This window comes from Nguyenibacter sp. L1, assembly GCF_035199985.1.
In the GTDB taxonomy this organism is placed as follows: Bacteria; Pseudomonadota; Alphaproteobacteria; order Acetobacterales; family Acetobacteraceae; genus Gluconacetobacter; species Gluconacetobacter vanlangensis.
Map to the genome: position 1 here is coordinate 3,959,528 of NZ_CP127015.1, position 17,875 is coordinate 3,977,402.

A 17,875-nucleotide genomic window follows, 5' to 3' on the forward strand; every position below is an offset into this window, starting at 1 on the left:
GCCGGTGGGTTTTGCAGTGGATCCGGCGGCTGGGGATCCGGCGGCGGGGTTGGCGGCGGTGCGCCGGGCGGCCGTCGACCGGCGGGGCATCGGGGAGGGAGGCAGCCGATGAGCGTCGATCCGGACCTGATGGTCGACCGGCTGCGGCTGCGGCGGCGCCTGCTGTTCTGGCGGGTCGCGGCCGTGGCGGCCTTCGTGCTGGCGCTGACCGGCGTCGGCGGGCGGTCGCTGCTGCAGGGCGGGACGCTGACGGCGCGGCCGCACCTGGTGCGGGTGCGGGTGACCGGCGTGATCGGATCTGACGTGAGCAGGCAGGTCGCCCTGATCGACAAGGCGGCGGAGAATCGGGCCGTGCGCGGGATGATCCTGGACGTCGACAGCCCGGGCGGCGCGGTCAGCGGCGGCGAGGCGCTGCATGACGCGGTGGCCCGTTTTGCCGCGCGCAAGCCGGTGGCGGTGGCGATGGGCGGGACGGCGGCCTCGGCCGGCTATATGATCTCGGTGCCGGCGCAGCGGCTGTTCGCCACGCGATCGACCCTGACCGGGTCGATCGGGGTGATCATGGAGGCGCCCGACGTGTCGTCCCTGCTGGACAAGGTGGGGGTGAAGGTGGACCAGCTTGTCTCGGGACCGATGAAGGGGCAGCCGTCGGCCGTACAGCCCCTGTCGCCCGAGGGGCGGCAGATGCTGCAGGGATTGGTGGCGGATCTGTTCGACCAGTTCGTCACGATGGTGGCGCAGGGCCGCCATATGCCGGTCGAGAGGGTGCGTGCGCTGGCCGATGGCAGGCCCTATACCGGGCGGCAGGCGCTGGCGCTGGGGCTGATCGACCAGATCGGCGGCGAGCGGGAGGCCAAGGCGTGGCTGGCGAGCCGCCTGCACCTGCCGCCGACGGTCCCGGTCGAGGAGCTGAAGGTGGCCGGGCCGCGCGACTGGAGATTGCGGCTGATGCATGGAATGCTGCGCGTCATCCTGGGGGACGAGTGGGCAGGAAGTGTGGTTTCGCAAGGTGTTGCGCTTGACGGGGCTGTTGCGATCTGGAAACCTTGACGTGCATTCGGGAGGTGCGGGATGACCAAATCGGAGCTGATCGCCGAGCTGGCTGCGGCGAATCCGCATTTGCTCAGCCGTGACGTGGAACTGATCGTGCAGACGATCTTCAACGAGATCAGCGCCGCGTTGGCGCGCGGCGATCGGGTGGAACTGCGCGGTTTCGGCGCGTTCACCGTCAAGAAGCGCGATGCCCGCACCGGGCGCAACCCCCGGACCGGCGAGATGGTGTCGGTGGATGAGAAGGTCGTGCCGTTCTTCAAGGCCGGCAAGGAATTGCGCGAGCGCGTGAATCGCGGCCCTGCGGAGGGCGCCGGCTGAGCGTTCCGGGACGTGGGTGTTGGCGCGTGGGAACGGGCGGGACGGACTGCGTCCGGCGTGTGTATCCGAGCATCGAAGCGGATGGGTTTCGAGGTGGTTCGGCCACAGGTGATGGCCGGTACGCGCCTGATGTGCGCCAGATGTTCTGTTCTTGATATGTTCCGATTGCTGCTGCTATGAGTCCTTCTCTATGGAATAGGCGAGCCATGAAGGGGCGCAGGGTGCGGCAGGTGATCTCCGGTTTTCTGGTGGGTTTCGCCGTGACGCTGGGCGCTTGCGGGGCGGGGTGGGCGCGTGTGCCGCATCGTGCCCATCATCATCGGACCGGTCTGGCGGCCCATCTGTGCGCGTCGCATGACGCGGTGATCGCCACCCATGGCCATAAGCTGCGTGCGATCGGCCGGCGCCGCTATTTCGCGCCGATCGGGCAGGCGATGTATTATCGCGACATGTCCCGCCGCTGCCAGTTGCGGCGTACCGCCCATCGGCGGAGCTGAGTTCCGTTTCGTTTCGTGCGTCGTGCCGTCCCTCGCTTTCGGGGCGCATGTCGGATATGGGTCCGTGGTGCCCGGATCGCGCCGTGCGGATCGGGGGGTAGCGCGTTTTGTGGAAAGGGACGGGCGATGGTCGATCGGGGTAGCCAGGGGCCGGATAGCGGGGCCGGCAAGCGGGCCTATGAGGCGCGCCGGGCGGCCAAGGCCGGCATGAGCGTCGAGCGCTGGAAGGCCGAGAAGGACGAGCGTCGCATGGCGGAGATGCCGGTCCTGGCGAAGGCCAGCCCGATTGCGGACAAGATGCGCGGCGCGTGGCGGCGGCTGATGGATCGGGCGCACAAGCCGCTATAGGGCGGATCGGTCGCGATCCAGCCCCGGCGGCGCGACCTGCTCGGGGCCGGATCGTCGGCGCGATGGCGCGCTTTACGTGATGGCGCCTTGGGCACGGTTGTTGATTTCGGCCAGCAGGAAGTCGCGGAAGACGGCCACGCGCTTGGAGGTGCGCAGTTCCTCGGGGTAGACGAAATAGGCGTCGACCGTGGGGAGCGTCACGTCGGGCAGGATGCGGACCAGGTGCGGATGCGCGACGGCCGCGTAGAGCGGGATCGAGCCGATGCCGACGCCCGAGGCGATGGCGGAGGCCATGGCGGGCAGGCTGTTGACCTCGAGCCGGGCGGGGCGCTTCTCGTCCGACGGCACGCCGGCTTCGGCCAGCCAGTTGATGTGCGGGACGGGCGGGTGATAGCCGCCGAACATCACCAGCTTGTGCGACGCCAGGTCGTCCAGCGTGGCGGGGGTGCCGTGTTCCTGGAGATAGGAGGGGGCGGCGTAGACCGGCAGCGGGAAATCCGCCAGGTGGCGCTGTACCAGGTCCGGCTGGCGGGGCGGGTGCATGCGCACTGCGACGTCGGCCTGGCGCATGCCCAGATCCAGGTCGTTGTCGTCCAGGATCAGGGTGAGGGTGATGTCGGGGTTGGCCTCCATGAAGCGGTGGAGGCGCGGGGTCAGCCAGCACGTGCCGAACCCGGTGGTGGTGGTCACGCGCAGCCTTCCGGCCGCCTTTTCCTTGCTTTCGGTCAGCAGGGACTGGGTCATCGCCAGCTTGGCGAAGACGTCGCGCACCGTCTGGTTGAGGGTTTCGCCCTGTTCGGTCAGGATCAGGCCGCGGGCGTGGCGGTGGAAGAGGGGGACCTGGAGCGCTTCCTCGAGCGCCGAGATCTGGCGGGAGACGGCCGACTGGCTGAGATTCAGCACGTCACCCGCATGTGTGAACGATCCGGCTTCGGCCACCGCATGGAAAATACGGAGTTTGTCCCAGTCCAACGCACGATTCCGATTCTGTCTGCGGCCAGGCGAAAGCCGTTGTCAAATCAGTGCAATGGTTGGCGGAACAACCGGGGGCGGTCAAGATTTTATGGGGTCATGCCCGCCAGTGTCCTGCCCGAGAAATTCTTATGAGAATTTCTCGGATCAGCAGGCCACTAAAATTTGATTCTCGTGTCCTTTCGATTTCGAAATTCGCTTGCGAATTTCGGAATCAGGACACTAGGTAGCGTTCGGCCTCGAGCGCCGCCATGCAGCCGGTGCCCGCCGCGGTGACCGCCTGGCGGTAGATCTTGTCCTGGACGTCGCCGGCGGCGAAGATGCCGGGGACCGAGGTGCGGGTGCCGCCCGGGTTGGTGACGATATAGCCCTCGTCGTCGGTTTCGACCTGGCCCCGGAAGATGGCGGTGTTCGGGGCGTGGCCGATGGCGACGAAGACGCCGTCGACGGGCAAATGTTCGTTCTCGCCCGACGCGGTGTTGCGCAGATTGACGCCGGTGACCACGGGCGGGGTACCGGTGGCGACGATTTCATCGACCGTGCAGTTCCATTTCACCGTGACCTTGGGGTTGGCGAACAGGCGGTCCTGCAGGATCTTTTCGGCGCGCAGGCTGTCGCGGCGGTGGATCAGGGTGACGTGCTCGGCATGGTGGGTCAGGTACAGCGCCTCTTCCACCGCGGTGTTGCCGCCGCCGATCACCGCGACCGTGCGACCGCGATAGAAGAACCCGTCGCAGGTGGCGCAGGCCGAGACGCCCGCGCCCTGGTACTGGGACTCGCCGGGGATGCCCAGCCACTTGGCCTGGGCCCCGGTGGCGATGATGACCGCGCGGGCCAGGTAGATATCGCCGGAATCGCCGACCAGCCGGAAGGGTTCGGCGGCGCCGCCGCGCCCCGCGAACGCGCATTCGGTGATGATGTCGTGGATGATGCGCGTGCCGACATGGGCGGCCTGGGCGGCCATCTGCTCCATGAGTTCGGGGCCCTGGATGCCGTGGGCGAAGCCGGGATAATTCTCGACGTCCGTCGTGATCATCAACTGGCCGCCCGGCTGCAGTCCGGCGACCAGGATGGGTTTGAGATTGGCGCGCGCGGCATAGATGGCGGCGGTGTAGCCGGCGGGGCCGGCACCGATCACGAGCAGGTCGGTGGCATGGGTCTGGGTCATGGGCTCGGCATTGCTGTGTGCTGGATGCAGAGGATATGGCCGCCCGATGCGCCGGACACAAGGCGGAACGGTGGGGCGCGCCCTTTTCGGCGCGGGGCGCATGCCATATCGTGCGCCATCAATATTTGAGACGGATATGACCGAAGTGATGGACCTCGATGCGATTGACCGTCGGATCGTAGCCGAACTCCAGGCAGACGGGCGCATGACCAACGTGGAACTGGCGCGCCGGGTGGGGATTTCCGCCCCGCCCTGTCTGCGGCGGGTGCGGCGGCTGGAGGAGGAGGGGCTGATTCGCGGCTATCATGCCGATACGGATGCCGCGTCCCTGGGGTGGACGATCACGCTGTTCGCGCTGATCGGGCTGGACAGCCAGAAGGAGAGCGTGCTGAGCGCCTTCGAGCACCAGGTGGCGGAATGGCCCGAGGTGCGGGAATGCCACATGATCCGCGGCGGGGGCGATTTCCTGGTGCGGCTGGTGGCGCGCGACGCGGCGCATGAGAACCAGTTGACGCGGCGCCTGACGGAATGCCCGCATGTCAGCCGGGTGCAGACCCTGCAGACCATCCGCACCGCGCTGAGCCGCGCGGGCGTGCCCGTTCTGCCGGCGCACGTCCTGCCGTCATGACCGTGGCGCTGTCGGCGGCTCTTTCGGGTGCGCGTCCGGGTACGGTGGCGGCCGGGGCGGGCGCGCCGGAGGCCGCCGGCCGGCGGGTTGCGGCGGTCAGCATCATCGTCCCCTGCTATAACGAACGGGTCAATGTGCGTCCGCTGGTCGCCGCCCTGTCCGCCGCGCTGGCGGGACGGGACTGGGAAGTGATCTTCGTCGACGACAATTCGCCCGACGGGACGATCGATGCGGTGCGGGAACTGGCCGAGCAGGACGGGCGGGTGCGCGGAATCCTGCGGGTGGGGCGGCGGGGCCTGTCCTCGGCGGTGATCGAGGGGGCGCTGTCGTCCTCGGCGCGGGTGATCGCCGTGATGGACGGCGACATGCAGCATGACGAATCCTGCCTGGGGCAACTGATCGACGCGGTGGCGCGCGACGGGTACGACATCGCCGTGGGCAGCCGGCACGTGGCGGGCGGCGACAATGCCGGGCTGGCGAATCGCTGGCGGACCGTGCTGTCCGATTCCGGGATCCGGCTGGTGCGGATGATGCTGCCGGTACGGCTGAGCGATCCGATGAGCGGTTTCTTCGCCATGCGCCGCGACCTGTTCGCGCAGGCGGTGCCGCATTTGTCGGGGACCGGGTTCAAGATCCTGCTGGACGTGTTTCTGTCGGCGCCGCGGCGGCCGCGCGTGCTGGAGGTGCCGTTCGTCTTTCGCCCGCGCGCGGCGGGCGAAAGCAAGCTGGACGTGCTGGTGCTGCTGCAGTTCCTGGCGATGATGCTGGACAAATTGTGCCGCGGGTTCCTGCCGGTGCGCTTCGTCGGCTTCGCGCTGGTCGGGCTGGTGGGCATTCTGGTCAACCTGGCGGTGCTGTCGGCGGCGCGGGGGCTGGGCGTGGATTTCGCGACCGGGCAGGGGGCCGGCACGCTGGTCGCCATGGTGACCAATTTCTGGATGAACAATTCCCTGACCTATCGCGACTGCCGGCTGCGCGGCGGGCGGATGTGGCTGGGGCTGGGGCTGTTCCTGGCCATCTGCTCGGTGGGGGCGGTGGCCGATATCGGCATTGCGCGCGCCATCTTCCGCAGCGACGGCGGGTGGGGGCAGGCGGGTGCGGCCGGAGCGGCGATCGCGGTGGTGTGGAACTACGCGGTGTCCTCGACCCTGATCTGGCGCGCGCGTTGATCGGCGGCTTGTCGCCCGGGGGCGACGGGGGCCGTTCCTCGACGGGGTCCGTTCCGGGGGGCTGGCTGGTCGCGCTGGCGGCGGTGACCGTGCTGCGCCTGGTGGTGGCGGCGTGCAGCGGGCTGTCGCCCGACGAAGCCTATTACTGGGTGTGGTCGCGGGCGCTGGCCCCCGGCTATCTGGACCATCCGCCGATGGTGGCGGTGTGGATCCGCGCCGGCTGCGCGCTCTTCGGCGACACGGCGCTGGGCGTGCGGCTGCTGGCGCCCGTGTCGGCCGCGCTGGGGACGCTGTTGCTGATGCTGGCGGCGCGGGACCTGGCGATCGGGCCGCCGGAAGGCGGAGCAGCGGGAGGGGCGGCGGGAGGGACGGCCGGGCGCATGGTGCGGGCCGGGCTGCTGCTGAACGCGACCCTGGCGCTGGGTGTCGGCGCGGTGACGATGACGCCGGATACGCCGCTGCTGTTCTTCATCACCCTGGCGCTGTGGGCGATCGGGCGGCTGTTCGCCACCGGGCAGGGCGCGTGGTGGCTGGTGGCGGGGGCGGCGCTGGGCCTGGCCTGCGACAGCAAATATACCGCGCTGCTGCCGGGGGCGGGGCTGGCGCTGTGGCTGCTGGGCAGCCGGGCGGGACGGGCGTGGCTGCGCACGCCCTGGCCGTGGTGTGCCGGGCTGCTGGCCGTGCTGCTGTTCCTGCCGGTGATCGGGTGGAATGCGGCGCATCATTGGGTGAGCTTCGTCAAGCAGGGGGGGCGGACCGGCGACTGGCGTCCGGCGCGGGCGCTGCAGTTTCTGGGCGAACTGGCGGGAGGGCAGGTCGGCCTGGCGACGCCGCTGGTGGCGCCGTTCCTGGCCGGCGGGCTGTGGCGGGCGGTGCAGTGCGCGCGGATGCAGGCGCGGGCCGCGCTGCTGGCCTGCTGGAGCGTGCTGCCGGCCGTGGTGTTCGTGCAGCATGCGCTGGGGGACCGGGTGCAGGCGAACTGGCCGGTGCTGCTGTATCCCGGCCTGGCGATCGCGGCGGCGTCTCTGGCGTGGCGGTTCTGGCGGGCGGCGGTTGCGGTCGGTTTCGCGCTGAGCCTGCTGGTCTATGTGCAGGCGACGCTGGCGCCGCTGGCGCTGTCGCCGCATCTGGACATCACGCTGCGGCAGATGGCGGGCTGGCCTGCGCTGGCGCGTGCCGCGGACGGGCTGGCGGGAGAGGCGGCGGGCGGGGACGGGTTTATCGCGGCGGACGAGTACGGGCTGGCGTCGGAGCTGGCCCTGGCCCTGCCGGGGCGGCGGGTGATCGGGATCGAGCCGCGCTGGGCGCTGTTCGACCTGCCCCGCGCGCCGGCGGGCGGTCCAGCGAATTCCCAGGGGAATTTTCAGGAGAGTTTTCAGGGGATTTTCCTGTGCAGCGTGCGGCGGCTGCGGGACCTGGACCGGGGGCCGTTCGCCCGTATCGTGCCGGTCGGCGTGCTGACGCGGGGCCGGGGCGGGGTGGCGGCCGAGCGCTATGCGGTGTTCCGCGTGACCTTGGCGCCCGGCGCGGGCGCGCGGACCGCGCTGCTGCCGTAGGGGCGGGTGTGGGTCAGCCGGGCAGGGCGGTGGTGACCAGCTCCATCAGCGCGCGGATGCGGAAGGGTTTTTCCAGCCGGTAGGCGACCGGAAAGGCGGTCAGGCGGTCCGGGTCGCCGCTGATGGCGATGACCGGGATGCCGGCATCGTCCAGCCGGCGGGCCAGCGGGTCGGGCGGGCCGTCGGGAAGGGTCAGATCCAGGATGGCCAGGTCGATGCGATCCTTGCCGGCCTGGCCCAGCGCACGGCCGGCCGTCTGCACGCCCGGGCAGGCGGTGACGCGCAGGCCGGCGGCGTCGAGCGCGGTGCGGATCAGTTCGGCGATGGCGGATTCGTCCTCGACCAGCAGGACGTGCCGGGGTGATGTCATGCGCGGCAATCCGATGCGGTGATGTCCATTGTCGTGCCGCGTGGCCGGGCGGCGGAGGCGGGACGCGGCCAGGGGGCGATGCCGCGCGGGGACAAGGCGAGGGTGCCGAGTTCCAGCACGCCGTTGCTGGTATGTCCGGCCGCGGCGCGGATGTCGTCCAGGGTGAACCAGCCGGCATCCAGCGCGTCGTCGCCGGCGCGGAGCGTGCCCTGGCCGGTATCGGCGCAGCGGATGGCGACGATGACGTAATGGAAGCGCAGGCTGCCGTCCGGGGCGGGGTCCCGCACGTCGAAGGCGGTCAGCACGCCCTCGGCATGGGCGATGAGGCCGGTTTCCTCGAACAATTCGCGTTCGGCGGCCTGCATGACGCCCTCGCCATGTTCGATGCGGCCGCCGGGAAAGCCCCAGAGGCCCTGGTCCGGCGGGTTGGCCCGCCGGACGAGCAGCAGGCGGGAGGCGCGCGCCACGACCGCGAGGATCGCGGCCGGGACAGAAGGAGAGACGACCATGGAGGCATATAACCACGCCCCGGGCGCCGGCACAGGTCACAGACGCGTAAGCAGCCCGGGGATGGCCAAGCCCCTGGGGATGCCCCTGGGGGGATGCCGTGGGGGGATGCCCTGGGGGAATGACCGGCCGGGGATGACCGGCCGGTATGCCGGTCAGGGGACGACCGGGAGCAGGATGGACGTGGCCTGGGTGCCGCCGCGATGGATGGACTGGGTGGCGGCGACGTAATCCTGCGGGCCGGCGCGCAGGATGTTGGGCACGAAGTGCTGCGGGTTGCGGTCATAGAGCGGGAAGAGCGAGGACTGGATCTGGACCATGATCCGGTGTCCGGGCTGGAAGACGTGATTCACCGCCGGCAGGGTGAAACGATATTCCGCCGTCGCGTTCGGGGTGATCGCCGTGGGATGGTCGAAGCCGGTGCGGTAGCGGCCGCGGAAGATGTCCATCGACACCGCGAGCTCGTAGCCGCCCATTTCCGGCCGGTCGCCGTCGGTCGGGGGCTGGACGTCGATCAGCTTGACCACCCAGTCGGAATCGGTGCCGGTGGTGGCGGCGAACAGGTCGGCGACCGGGACGCCGCTGACGCGTACGGGCTGGGTCAGGACGGGGGTTTCGTAGGTCAGGACGTCCGGGCGGCTTTCTGCCATGCGCTGGTCCTGGACCAGCCAGGTCTTCCAGCGCGCGGCGTCGGTGGCGAAATTGAAGGGGCGTTGCAGGAAGGGGACCGGGTGGGCCGGGTCGGAGACGTAGGAATCCTGCGCGTCGGCCGCCGGGTGGTCGAAGGAGAGGCCGTAGCCGGCCTGCAGGAACAGCGGCTTGAGCGGATGGGCGCAGGACGTGCCGTCGCAGGCCAGGGGCCATTTGGCGAAGCGGTCCCAGTGGTTTTCGCCGGAATTGTAGATGATGGCCTGCGGCAGGTCGGCCGGCGGCGCGCCGGGGCGCAGATACTGGTTGAAGAAGGGCAGCAGCACGTCGCGCCGGAACTGGTGGGCGGTATCGCCGTCCCAGTGCAGGGGGCCGAGGCTGGAGCCGTCGTAATTGACCTGGCTGTGCCGCCACGGGCCCATGACCAGGATGTTGGGGACGTTGGGGGCTGTCTGTTTCAGGGCCATCCAGGAATGGATCGCGCCCCACATGTCCTCCTGATCCCACAGGCCCTGTTCCCACAGGGTGGGCACCGTCAGCGGGTGACGGGTGATCAGCTTGTCGAGGGCCTGGTCCTGCCAGAAGGCATCATAGTCGGGATGGGCCAGCATGCGCTGCCACCAGGGGAACTGGTCCAGCCCCGCCGCGGTGGCGAAGCGGCTGGCCGAGCCGGCGCGCAGGAAATTGGTGTAGTCGTCGTGGTCGATGCGGGGGATGGTCGCGCCCTCGCCGCGCACCGTCATCTGTTCGGTGAAGTAATCCAGCCCGCCCTGGCGGAAGGCGCCGTAATGGTACCAGTCATCGCCCATCCAGCCATCGACCATCGGGCTCTCGGGGGCGGCGACCTTGAGCGCCGGGTGGGGGTTCAGCAGCGCCATGACGACGGTGAAGCCCTCGTAGGACGAGCCGAGCATGCCGACGCGGCCGTTGGATTCCGGCAGGTTGTGGACCAGCCAGTCGATCGTGTCCCAGGCGTCGGTCACCTCGTCGGTGCGGGTGGGGTTGAGGGGGCCGCGGACCGGGCGGGTCATGACGTAATCGCCCTCGGACCCGTATTTGCCGCGGATGTCCTGGAAGACGCGGATATAGCCGGCCTCGACGAACACGTCGTCGCCTTGTGGCAGGAGGGCGCGCATCGAGGGCGCGTTCTCCACCCGGTTCAGCCGTTCCGAGGCGTGATAGGGCGTGCGGGTCAGCAGGATCGGCGCGTCATGCGCGTTGCGGGGGATGACGATGACGGTATGCAGCTTCACCCCGTCGCGCATCGGGATCATGACGTCGCGCTTGACGTAGTCGCGCGCGTCGGTGGGGAAGGTGACGTGGGCGGGGATGTCGCTGCCGGTCTGCACCGTCAGCGGAGATGCGGCCGGCGCGGCGGGGTGGGCGGCGTGGTGCGCCGAGCGGGGGGCGGCGGCGTGGGCCGGGATGGCGGCCAGGGTGGTGGTGGCCAGCGTTGTGCCGGCCAGCGTTGTACCGGTCAGGGCCAGGGCGGTGAGGAAAGAGATCGCCCCGCCCGGGCGGTGTGTGTGAGGGGTCAAAACCTGGCGCTCCTGCTGAATTCCCGGCTGGGGTGGTCGCGGGTAAGAGTGTGGTGATTCCGTTCGTGCGACCATGTCGCAGCCGAACGGATCAGGCAACCGGGGGAGCGGGATTCGGTGTGGCCGGGGCGGTGTCCGGCGTTCAGTGGCCCAGGAAATGGGCGATCGCGTTTTCCCTGGGGCGGGTCAGCACGACATGGGCGCGGCAGCGAGGCGTGCCGTAGACGCCCCGGATGCTGTCGCCGTCGGGCGTGCCCTCGAACACCATCGGGTAGGGTTTGTGGTTCATGTCGCTGAGCAGCAACTGGGCGTGGAAGCGGCCCGGGGTGGCGTCGCGCGTGCCGAGCAGGATCTGCGAGCCGTCGGCGGGGGTGAAGGCGATGCGTTTCGTGCCGATCTGCAAGGTGGAGGGGGCGCGGGTTTCGGGGCAGACGCCGCGATCGGCCACCAGCGTGCCCGTCCACAGGCCCAGCGGGTCGGCGGCCGCGCCGGCCCGGGCGGAGGGGATCGCGGCCAGGAGCAGGGCGGCGGCCAGGAGGGTGGTCGGCAGTGTGGGGGAGTGGGGCACGGATCGGGCTCCGGAACGCTGGGGCGATGATGGGGGCGATGGTGGGGTATTATCGGCCGTCGCGGGGCGGGGGGCCATAGGGTCCCGCCCGATGCGGGGTTGCGCTATAACCGTCATCGACGCATATCCCGCGCTTGCATGGCCCGCCCGGCATATGCAAGCCCGCCCGTGACTGCCCCGTGACCGCAATGTCATGACCGCAATGCCGTGACCGAAAGAACGACGATGACCGATATCGCCAAGACAGCAGGATCCGAACCGCGCACGCCGGAGGCGCTGGGGGCGCTGGAGCAGACGCTGCATCAGGACCGGATCCTGATCCTGGATTTCGGCAGCCAGGTGACGCAGTTGATCGCGCGGCGGGTGCGCGAGAGCGGGGTCTATTGCGAGATCTGGCCGTTTTCGACCGATGCCGCGAAGATCCGCGCCTTCGCGCCGCGGGGCATCATCCTGTCCGGCGGGCCGGCGAGCGTGCTGGAAGAGGGGGCGCCGCGCATTCCGGACGTGGTGTTCGCGCTGGCGGTGCCGGTGCTGGGCATCTGCTATGGCCAGCAGGCGATGTGCCACCAGTTGGGCGGCGCGGTGGAGACGCACGAGCATCGGGAGTTCGGGCGGGCGCATATCGATATCATCGAGGATTGCGCGCTGTTTCGCGGCACCTGGGCGCGGGGCGGGCGCGAGCAGGTGTGGATGAGCCATGGCGACCGGGTGACGAAGCTGCCGCCCGGGTTCCGCGCGGTCGCGGTCAGCGAGGGCGCGCCGTATGCGATCATCGCCGACGAGGGGCGGCGCCTGTATGGCGTGCAGTTCCACCCCGAAGTGGTGCATACGCCGCACGGCGCGGCGCTGCTGCGCAATTTCACGCATGACGTGGTGGGCTGCCAGGGCACCTGGACGATGGCCGGGTTCCGCGACATGGAGATTGCCCGCATCCGCGCGCAGGTCGGCACAGGGCGGGTGATCTGCGGTCTGTCGGGCGGGGTCGATTCCTCGGTGGCGGCGGTGCTGATCCATGAGGCGATCGGCGAGCAACTGACCTGCATTTTCGTCGATCCGGGCATTCTGCGCGCGGGCGAGGCCGAGGAGGTGGTCAAGACCTTCCGCGGCCGGTTCAACATCAAGCTGATCCATCGCGATGCGTCGGACCTGTTCCTGTCGGCCCTGGAGGGGGTGACGGACCCCGAGACCAAGCGCAAGACGATCGGGCGGCTGTTCGTCGAAGTGTTCGAGGAGGAGGCGGCGAAGCTGGGCGGCGCCGATTTCCTGGCGCAGGGGACGCTGTATCCGGACGTGATCGAGAGCGTCAGCTATACCGGCGGGCCGTCCGTGACCATCAAGTCGCACCATAATGTGGGCGGCCTGCCGGAGCGGATGAAGATGAAGCTGGTCGAGCCGCTGCGCGAATTGTTCAAGGACGAGGTGCGCGCGCTGGGCCGCGAGATGGGCATGCCCGAAAGCATCATCGGCCGGCATCCGTTCCCGGGGCCGGGCCTGGCGATCCGGATTCCGGGTGCGGTGGACCGCGACAAGCTGGCGCTGCTGCGCCGGGTGGATACGATCTTCCTGGAAGAGATCCGCGCCGCGGGCCTGTATGACGCGATCTGGCAGGCTTTTGCCGTGCTGCTGCCGGTGCGCACGGTGGGCGTGATGGGCGACGGCCGGACCTATGATTACGCATGCGCCCTGCGCGCGGTCACCAGCACCGACGGCATGACGGCGGATGTGTTTCCGTTCGATATCGGGTTCCTGAACCGGGTGGCCAGCCGCATCGTGAACGAGGTGCAGGGGGTGAACCGGGTGACGTACGACATTACGTCGAAGCCGCCGGGGACGATCGAGTGGGAGTGATCTAAGGTCGTTTCAGACCGTCTCGCTCCGTGCCAGAAACCGCACGATCTATTTGACTGAAAAGGATTATTTTTCCCACCCCGTATCGCTGCATGTCACCCCAACCCGGCCACTTTGTTGGTAGCGATGTTGGTATGGCGCAGGATGGTCGAGAAACGGGCTTTCGCTACCAACAACCCCTCCCGCTGGTATCCGTTCGCCCCCAGACCGGATGCGGATTTATGGGCGATCTCACTGATAAAGAACTGAAAAATCTGAAGCCGAGGGCCAAGCTCTACAAGGTGACGGACCGCGACGGGATGCACGCGTCCGTCACGCCGACCGGGCTCATATCGTTCCGATACCAGTACCGGGTGAACGGGCGGCAGGAGGTATTGACCATCGGCCGACATAGCGCCGAGGCGGCGCGCAAGCTGACACGGGCGCCAGACGCGCTCGAATACGGAATGGATGTGTCACTTGCTGAGGCCAGGACGCTGTTGGCGCGCGCCCGGCGACAGGTCGAGCGGGATGAGTCGCCGTCGAAAGCCAAGGTGGAGAAGCGTACTGCGTCAGCCGAGGCGTTGACGTTCGGCGGATGGGCGGAAGCCTACTTCAAGCACAAAGCCGATCCCAAGTCTGGGGCCGAGAAACTGGCCGACAGCACCTTGGCGATACGCCGATCAGTCTATGATCGCGCCATTGCGGGAGAATTGTCGAGGCTCAAGCTGGGGGAGGTGACGCCGCAGCGTCTCAAACGTCTGTGCGATGAGGTTAAGGAGAAGCGCGGGCCGGCCCGTCGCCGTGCATGCCCGCGAGGTCGTGTTGCTGGTGTTCCGCCATGCCCAGGGAAGCGGGCTGGATGTGAGCAACCCGGCCGAGTCGATCCGCACGAGCGCCATCGCTACATTCGAGCCGCGCGATCGCGCCCTATCTCCATCGGAGGTCCGCGCAGTCCTAACAGCTCTGGATCATGTGTCCGCAGCGCCCACGCTGCGCTCGGCGGTGAAGTTCGTCCTGCTGACCGGTGTTCGCAAATCGGAGTTCATCGACGCTACATAGAAGGAAATCGATTTCGCCGCTGCGCGCTGGACGATTCCGGCCGAGCGCATGAAGGCCGGCAAGGCGCACGTCGTCCCGCTCAGCGATCAGGCGCTCGATATTCTGACGGCGTTCCGCACCATGTTCGGTGCCAGCCGGTACCTGCACCCCGGCCGATACGATGGTGATGTGCCTATCAGCAACGCTACGCTCAACCGCGTGATCGACACGGCTGTGCAGCGCATCCGCGAAGATGACCCGGAGTTTCAGAGCTTCGGTGTTCACGACTTGCGCCGCACGTTTTCGACAGGCCTGAACCGTGCCAAGTTTGACGATCGCTGGATCGAGATGAGCCTGGCCCATTCGCCTCGGAACCGGATCGCGGCTGTCTACAACGTGAACCGCTATCTGGCTGAGCGGAAGATCATGCTTCAGTGCTGGGCTGACATGCTCGACGCCTGGGCGAAGGGCGAATCTGCGAAGGAACTGATCGCCGACGCGAAGCAGCGCGCCGCAGAGGTTCACGACGATGAGCTGGACGACGATCTCTGAACTACGCGTGGTTTGCGCGCATTCTCTCAGTCGCCGCCTCTGGTGGCCGCCAGCCGGCGGGATTGGCGATCCAACAATCGATGTCGGATTCGTGCCAACCGGTGCCGTTCATGCTGATTTTTAGCTGGGCCGGGAACGTGCCCTCGGCGATCTTTCGGTAGATGGTTGAGCGGCTGAGGCCGGTGCGGGCGAGAACGGTTCTCAGACGGACGATACGGTCTGGTACGAGCATGGTTGCGCTGCCTCCTGCTGGGTGCTTTTGACATTGCAGAGACAAGACAGAGCGAGGATTTGTCGGTATGCAATAGATATTTAGCGATCGTAGTAGACTGGCGTAGTGGAGGCTAAAAATAAGTAGGTCTACAGACCGAAACCCGACCTTTGCTGAGGTCGAGGGCGTGGCTGAACGCGATTCCTGGAACTAGACTGTGGCCGGAGTCGAGCCCGATACTGAGGTCTCGCTTGCGGCTTTCGGGTATGGATTCAAGCTGCGGATCGCTTTCGAGACTCTTCGTCAGTCGGTTCGCCTATCAAGGCAACCCATCCAGCATCAACCTTCAGGCGTCGCATTTCCACGCGGCGACAGCAGCACCAACTCGGCCGCTTTTTCGGCGTCTTTCAGGAGCGTCTTGCGTGGCGCGCCTAACTGCGCATGCATCGTTAGACCGCGGGCAAAGTCGATTACTTGGCGCGCGCGCGTGGCGACAGGAAAGTCAGATGGGATTTCTCCAGCGCTGATCCCGTCGCGGAAGCGGCGTTCCACGAGCGCTACACCGCCTGCGGCGGCGTCCTTCAGAAACTGCCTGACCTCAGCGTCGTCCACCAGCGGCGCGACGCACACCATCAGGCATCCCCGGACCGACCCTTCCTCGGTCGCAACTTCCACGGCATGCCTCAGGAAGCCGGCGATCCCGTCGCGAAGAGCCGGCGGCGAGAAGAGCGCTTTCGCTGCGCCGGCGCCCTTCCGCTCTGCATATGTCCGGAGGACGCGCAGGAAGAGCGTCCGCTTGTCTCCGAAGACGGAATACAGGCTTTGCCGTCCCACACCCATGCCAGCGATGAGATCGTCGATCGCCACGCCGTCGTAGCTCTTCGACCAAAAGATCTGCGTCGCTTTGTCCAGCGCCTCGCTCTCGTCGAAGGTTCGGGGGCGCCCACGACCCCTACTCGAATTTTTTAGCATCTGGTCCAAAAATCCTTGACCATGTTTTCTACCCGAATATATTAGTATTCAGTCTAAAAATAGCAAGCTGGCTCGTGACCTCACGATCCGACCTTCTCTCACGGCGGAACCAAATATGAGACATTCAATCGCTCTGGTCACCGGCGCTACGTCCGGGCTCGGTTATGCCGCAGCTCGCTTGCTTGCCGATGGGGGATGGCAGGAGGTCATCGTAACGGGACGCCGCCTGGCCAAGACCAAGGAAACCGCCGCCCAACTCGCCGACGAGACCAAGAAGCGGATCTTCACGCCGCTGGAGCTTGATCTGAACAGGGCCGCCAGCGCCAAGTCTGCGGTCGCCGAGCTGGTCAAGCGCGGTCGGCCGATCGATTTCCTGCTGCTCAATGCCGGATTGGTCCCGACCAAGAAGCGCGTGATCACTGCGGAAGGCGTTGAAGCGTCCCAGGCCCCGCTTATCGGCCATCATGAACTGACCGTTGGGCTGCTCAACGCCAACCTGCTGAGCCCCGAGGCGCGGATTGTCATCACCGGCGCGGAGCCCGCTCGCGGGGGTGTGCCCATGTTCAAATATACCGACCTGCCGAAGTTCGCAGCCCAATACTACGGCGGCGACCAAACCGCGGCTGCCGAAGCCCTCATTCGCAGCGGACCAAACGTCAAGTACTCGCCTAACACTGCGTATGCCGACGCGAAGCTCATGATCGCCTGGTGGGCCGAGGCGCTGGCGCGCCGGCTACCGTCCGGTATGGCCGTCTACGCTGTCTCGCCCGGCGCGTCGAACGCCACCAACGTCGCGCGAAACGCTGGCCCGTTGTTGAAGTATTTGATGATTCCGATCGTGAACCTCATCCCCGGCATGAACCAGACGCCGGAGGTTGCGGCCAGTCGCTACATCCAGGCGTCGGGTTTCGGAACCGACGTCTCAGGGCGATTCTTCGCCTCGGCCAAAGGGAAGTTCTCAGGCCCGATGGAGCTGCAGCGCGAACCGCACCTTCACGTTCGCGCCAGCCAGGAAGCCGCCTGGCAGGCCGTCGTCAAGGTCTCCGGAGCCGACCTGTCTCACCCGGCATCTTTGAGCGCGGTGTCCTAACAGCTGACCGCCGTCGCGCCGCAGAAATATCGTCAGAAATTGTCCAAAAATCCACAGGCGCAATGGGCGTCCCAGGGGAATGTGAATGGCACCGTATCAAGATAAGAAAGTGGTGATCCTCGGCGGCACCAGCGGCATGGGTCTCGCGACGGCGAAGAAGCTCCTCGATGGAGGTGCACGCGTTCTGGTGACAGGCCGCTCGCAGGCCGGCCTGGACTCGGCGAAGCAGGAGCTTGGGGCTGACGCCCTTGTGGTTTCGAGCGACGCGCGATCGTTGACCGATATCGACGCTCTCGCCACTCAGGTGAAGGCTGAGTTCGACACCATCGACCTGCTTTTCGTCAACGCGGGGTTCAGTGTCCCAGCGCCACTCGCGAACGTCACCGAGGCCATCTACGATGAGATGTTCAACCTCAACGCCAAGGGGCCGTTCTTCGCGGTCCAGAAGTTCGCGCCTCTCATCAACCGGGGCGGTTCCGTCGTCCTCACGACCTCGGTCGCCAACGTCAAGGGAATGCCCGGGCAAGCCACCTATGGCGCTGCCAAGGCCGCGCTGCGATCCCTAGCTCGGACGCTCGCAACCGAGCTGCTTCCCCAGGACATCCGGGTCAACGCCGTGTCGCCCGGTCCCATTGTTACGCCGATCCTCGACAAGGTGTTTCCCGACAAAAACATGGCCGCCGAGGTCCGGGAGAAGATGACCGGGATGATCCCGATGAAGCGCTTCGGGACTTCGGAGGAGATCGCGAAGGCCGTCCTATTCCTCGCCTTCGACGCGACCTTCACGACCGGCCTCGAGATTCCGGTCGATGGCGGCTGGTCGCAACTCTGAGGGGACGGGT

General features: G+C 67.5%; 20 protein-coding genes and 1 pseudogene. 13 read left to right on the forward strand and 8 right to left on the reverse strand.

All coding sequences use genetic code 11. The features are described from left to right. The first annotated feature begins 108 nt into the window (after positions 1–108). The 4 genes from sppA to QN315_RS17910 all read left to right on the forward strand — a co-directional run bounded on the left by sppA (position 109) and on the right by QN315_RS17910 (position 2,216). Positions 109–1,050, forward strand: coding sequence for a signal peptide peptidase SppA (gene sppA / locus QN315_RS17895; RefSeq protein ID WP_323990765.1), 942 nt, complete (start codon positions 109–111; stop codon positions 1,048–1,050). Positions 1,051–1,071: 21 nt separating this feature from the next. Further along, on the forward strand, positions 1,072–1,371 hold the full coding sequence (ihfB, locus tag QN315_RS17900) for an integration host factor subunit beta (RefSeq protein WP_176640294.1): 300 nt from the start codon (positions 1,072–1,074) through the stop codon (positions 1,369–1,371). Positions 1,372–1,577: 206 nt separating this feature from the next. Next, positions 1,578–1,868, forward strand: coding sequence for a hypothetical protein (locus QN315_RS17905; protein ID WP_323990766.1), 291 nt, complete (start codon positions 1,578–1,580; stop codon positions 1,866–1,868). 126 nt (positions 1,869–1,994) lie between these two features. Next, positions 1,995–2,216, forward strand: a complete 222-nt coding sequence (locus tag QN315_RS17910) for a hypothetical protein (RefSeq protein WP_323990767.1) — start codon at positions 1,995–1,997, stop codon at positions 2,214–2,216. A 72-nt stretch (positions 2,217–2,288) separates the two neighbouring features. On the opposite strand, the gene QN315_RS17915 is transcribed toward QN315_RS17910, so the two are convergent. Both QN315_RS17915 and trxB read right to left on the reverse strand, forming a co-directional pair. Beyond that, positions 2,289–3,188 (reverse strand): LysR family transcriptional regulator, encoded by a 900-nt coding sequence (locus QN315_RS17915; RefSeq protein WP_323990768.1) that lies wholly within the window; start codon positions 3,186–3,188, stop codon positions 2,289–2,291. Between the two features lie 214 nt (positions 3,189–3,402). Next, complete coding sequence (gene trxB, locus QN315_RS17920; RefSeq protein WP_176640298.1) at positions 3,403–4,356, reverse strand: thioredoxin-disulfide reductase; 954 nt, start codon at positions 4,354–4,356, stop codon at positions 3,403–3,405. A 136-nt stretch (positions 4,357–4,492) separates the two neighbouring features. Between trxB and QN315_RS17925 the strand changes: the two genes are divergently transcribed. From QN315_RS17925 to QN315_RS17935, 3 genes are read left to right on the forward strand one after another with little or no spacing between them, the layout of a single operon-like run. After that, entirely contained in the window at positions 4,493–4,984 is a 492-nt protein-coding gene (locus QN315_RS17925) for an Lrp/AsnC family transcriptional regulator (RefSeq protein ID WP_176640299.1), read from the forward strand. Next, the gene (locus tag QN315_RS17930; RefSeq protein ID WP_323990769.1) at positions 4,981–6,153 is read left to right on the forward strand and encodes a glycosyltransferase family 2 protein; all 1,173 of its coding nucleotides are present in this window, start codon (positions 4,981–4,983) and stop codon (positions 6,151–6,153) included. Before QN315_RS17925 ends, QN315_RS17930 begins: the two co-directional genes overlap by 4 nt. Next, complete coding sequence (locus QN315_RS17935) at positions 6,108–7,709, forward strand: glycosyltransferase family 39 protein (protein ID WP_323990770.1); 1,602 nt, start codon at positions 6,108–6,110, stop codon at positions 7,707–7,709. Before QN315_RS17930 ends, QN315_RS17935 begins: the two co-directional genes overlap by 46 nt. A gap of 13 nt (positions 7,710–7,722) precedes the next feature. On the opposite strand, the gene QN315_RS17940 is transcribed toward QN315_RS17935, so the two are convergent. From QN315_RS17940 to QN315_RS17955, 4 genes are all read right to left on the reverse strand, one after another. Further along, entirely contained in the window at positions 7,723–8,079 is a 357-nt protein-coding gene (locus QN315_RS17940) for a response regulator (RefSeq protein ID WP_323990771.1), read from the reverse strand. Further along, positions 8,076–8,588 (reverse strand): NUDIX hydrolase, encoded by a 513-nt coding sequence (locus tag QN315_RS17945; RefSeq protein WP_323990772.1) that lies wholly within the window; start codon positions 8,586–8,588, stop codon positions 8,076–8,078. Before QN315_RS17945 ends, QN315_RS17940 begins: the two co-directional genes overlap by 4 nt. A 153-nt stretch (positions 8,589–8,741) precedes the next feature. Continuing rightward, complete coding sequence (locus QN315_RS17950; RefSeq protein ID WP_408904663.1) at positions 8,742–10,700, reverse strand: CocE/NonD family hydrolase; 1,959 nt, start codon at positions 10,698–10,700, stop codon at positions 8,742–8,744. Between the two features lie 214 nt (positions 10,701–10,914). After that, positions 10,915–11,340 carry a hypothetical protein gene (locus tag QN315_RS17955; RefSeq protein ID WP_323990773.1) on the reverse strand — a complete coding sequence of 142 codons (426 nt, stop codon included), beginning with the start codon at positions 11,338–11,340 and terminating at the stop codon, positions 10,915–10,917. A 225-nt stretch (positions 11,341–11,565) separates the two neighbouring features. On the opposite strand from QN315_RS17955, the gene guaA reads away from it, so the two are divergent. The 4 genes and pseudogenes from guaA to QN315_RS17975 all read left to right on the forward strand — a co-directional run bounded on the left by guaA (position 11,566) and on the right by QN315_RS17975 (position 14,760). Continuing rightward, a complete protein-coding gene (gene guaA / locus QN315_RS17960) occupies positions 11,566–13,188 on the forward strand; it encodes a glutamine-hydrolyzing GMP synthase (protein WP_323993626.1) in 1,623 nt (540 codons plus the stop codon). A 221-nt stretch (positions 13,189–13,409) separates the two neighbouring features. Next, positions 13,410–13,715, forward strand: a pseudogene (locus QN315_RS17965) (Arm DNA-binding domain-containing protein); the annotation flags it as partial. A 256-nt stretch (positions 13,716–13,971) separates the two neighbouring features. Further along, entirely contained in the window at positions 13,972–14,229 is a 258-nt protein-coding gene (locus tag QN315_RS17970) for a hypothetical protein (RefSeq protein ID WP_323993829.1), read from the forward strand. A gap of 6 nt (positions 14,230–14,235) precedes the next feature. Continuing rightward, the gene (locus QN315_RS17975) at positions 14,236–14,760 is read left to right on the forward strand and encodes a tyrosine-type recombinase/integrase (RefSeq protein WP_408904664.1); all 525 of its coding nucleotides are present in this window, start codon (positions 14,236–14,238) and stop codon (positions 14,758–14,760) included. Between the two features lies 1 nt (position 14,761). On the opposite strand, the gene QN315_RS17980 is transcribed toward QN315_RS17975, so the two are convergent. Both QN315_RS17980 and QN315_RS17985 read right to left on the reverse strand, forming a co-directional pair. Then, positions 14,762–14,992 carry an AlpA family transcriptional regulator gene (locus tag QN315_RS17980; protein WP_323990775.1) on the reverse strand — a complete coding sequence of 77 codons (231 nt, stop codon included), beginning with the start codon at positions 14,990–14,992 and terminating at the stop codon, positions 14,762–14,764. A gap of 318 nt (positions 14,993–15,310) precedes the next feature. Continuing rightward, the gene (locus tag QN315_RS17985) at positions 15,311–15,943 is read right to left on the reverse strand and encodes a TetR/AcrR family transcriptional regulator (RefSeq protein WP_323990776.1); all 633 of its coding nucleotides are present in this window, start codon (positions 15,941–15,943) and stop codon (positions 15,311–15,313) included. Positions 15,944–16,058: 115 nt separating this feature from the next. Between QN315_RS17985 and QN315_RS17990 the strand changes: the two genes are divergently transcribed. Together QN315_RS17990 and QN315_RS17995 are read left to right on the forward strand one after the other, a co-directional pair. Further along, positions 16,059–17,033: an SDR family NAD(P)-dependent oxidoreductase gene (locus QN315_RS17990; protein ID WP_323990777.1), complete on the forward strand. Its 975-nt coding sequence runs from the start codon at positions 16,059–16,061 to the stop codon at positions 17,031–17,033. A gap of 85 nt (positions 17,034–17,118) precedes the next feature. After that, entirely contained in the window at positions 17,119–17,865 is a 747-nt protein-coding gene (locus QN315_RS17995; protein ID WP_323990778.1) for an SDR family oxidoreductase, read from the forward strand. Positions 17,866–17,875 lie beyond the last annotated feature (10 nt).

What these genes read in the sequence shown, in the direction of transcription:
- QN315_RS17945 (WP_323990772.1), bottom strand. Translation starts at nt 8,588, where the DNA reads ATGGTCGTCTCTCCTTCTGTCCCGGCCGCGATCCTCGCGGTCGTGGCG.
- sppA (WP_323990765.1), top strand. Translation starts at nt 109, where the DNA reads ATGAGCGTCGATCCGGACCTGATGGTCGACCGGCTGCGGCTGCGGCGG.
- ihfB (WP_176640294.1), top strand. Translation starts at nt 1,072, where the DNA reads ATGACCAAATCGGAGCTGATCGCCGAGCTGGCTGCGGCGAATCCGCAT.
- QN315_RS17990 (WP_323990777.1), top strand. Translation starts at nt 16,059, where the DNA reads ATGAGACATTCAATCGCTCTGGTCACCGGCGCTACGTCCGGGCTCGGT.
- QN315_RS17940 (WP_323990771.1), bottom strand. Translation starts at nt 8,079, where the DNA reads ATGACATCACCCCGGCACGTCCTGCTGGTCGAGGACGAATCCGCCATC.
- QN315_RS17995 (WP_323990778.1), top strand. Translation starts at nt 17,119, where the DNA reads ATGGCACCGTATCAAGATAAGAAAGTGGTGATCCTCGGCGGCACCAGC.
- QN315_RS17930 (WP_323990769.1), top strand. Translation starts at nt 4,981, where the DNA reads ATGACCGTGGCGCTGTCGGCGGCTCTTTCGGGTGCGCGTCCGGGTACG.
- QN315_RS17985 (WP_323990776.1), bottom strand. Translation starts at nt 15,943, where the DNA reads ATGCTAAAAAATTCGAGTAGGGGTCGTGGGCGCCCCCGAACCTTCGAC.
- guaA (WP_323993626.1), top strand. Translation starts at nt 11,566, where the DNA reads ATGACCGATATCGCCAAGACAGCAGGATCCGAACCGCGCACGCCGGAG.
- QN315_RS17980 (WP_323990775.1), bottom strand. Translation starts at nt 14,992, where the DNA reads ATGCTCGTACCAGACCGTATCGTCCGTCTGAGAACCGTTCTCGCCCGC.
- QN315_RS17910 (WP_323990767.1), top strand. Translation starts at nt 1,995, where the DNA reads ATGGTCGATCGGGGTAGCCAGGGGCCGGATAGCGGGGCCGGCAAGCGG.
- QN315_RS17905 (WP_323990766.1), top strand. Translation starts at nt 1,578, where the DNA reads ATGAAGGGGCGCAGGGTGCGGCAGGTGATCTCCGGTTTTCTGGTGGGT.
- QN315_RS17925 (WP_176640299.1), top strand. Translation starts at nt 4,493, where the DNA reads ATGACCGAAGTGATGGACCTCGATGCGATTGACCGTCGGATCGTAGCC.
- trxB (WP_176640298.1), bottom strand. Translation starts at nt 4,356, where the DNA reads ATGACCCAGACCCATGCCACCGACCTGCTCGTGATCGGTGCCGGCCCC.